Origin of the sequence: Streptomyces azureus, assembly GCF_001270025.1 — a bacterium.
GTDB classification, from domain to species: Bacteria; Actinomycetota; Actinomycetes; order Streptomycetales; family Streptomycetaceae; genus Streptomyces; species Streptomyces azureus.
In genome coordinates, this window is the sequence record NZ_DF968496.1 from 1 (window position 1) to 939 (window position 939).

The 939-nt window shown below is 64.0% G+C and carries 1 protein-coding gene; it reads right to left on the reverse strand.

Going from position 1 to position 939, the window contains the following annotated elements; all coding sequences use genetic code 11:
* Positions 1 to 939 (reverse strand): cbb3-type cytochrome c oxidase subunit I (locus tag AOQ53_RS37495; protein ID WP_174523413.1); only part of this gene is annotated, 939 nt, incomplete at both ends.

Here is a 939-nt window from a genome sequence, read left to right on the forward strand (position 1 = left end):
CCACATGGTGCCGATCCAGTTGAAGAACTTCACACCGGTCGGGACCGCGATCAGGAAGGTCATGAAGGAGAAGAACGGCAACAGCACACCGCCGGTGACGTACATGTGGTGCGCCCACACCGTCACGGACAGACCCGCGATCGCGATCGTCGCGCCGATCAGACCCGAGTAACCGAACATCGGCTTGCGGGAGAAGACCGGAATGACCTCGGAGATGATCCCGAAGAACGGCAGCGCGATGATGTACACCTCTGGATGGCCGAAGAACCAGAAGAGGTGTTGCCACAGCAGCGCGCCGCCGTTGGCGGAGTCGAAGATGTGGGCACCGAACTTGCGGTCCGCCTCCAGGGCGAACAGCGCGGCCGCCAGGACCGGGAAGGCCAGCAGGACCAGCACACCGGTCAGCAGCACGTTCCAGGTGAAGATCGGCATGCGGAACATCGTCATGCCCGGAGCGCGCATGCAGATGATCGTGGTGATGAAGTTGACCGAGCCGAGGATGGTGCCGAAGCCGGAGAAGGCCAGACCCATGATCCACATGTCGGCGCCGATGCCCGGGCTCCGGACCGCGTCCGACAGCGGGCTGTAGGCGAACCAGCCGAAGTCGGCCGCGCCCTGCGGCGTCAGGAAGCCGCCCACCGCGATGAGCGAGCCGAACAAGTACAGCCAGTAGGCGAACATGTTCAGCCGGGGGAAGGCCACGTCGGGCGCGCCGATCTGGAGCGGCATGATCCAGTTCGCGAAGCCGGCGAACAGCGGCGTCGCGAACATCAGCAGCATGATCGTGCCGTGCATCGTGAACGCCTGGTTGAACTGCTCGTTCGACATGATCTGCAGACCAGGCCGGGCGAGCTCGGCGCGCATGAACAGCGCCATCACGCCACCGATGACGAAGAACGCGAACGACGTCACCAGGTACAGCGTGCCGATCGTCTTGTG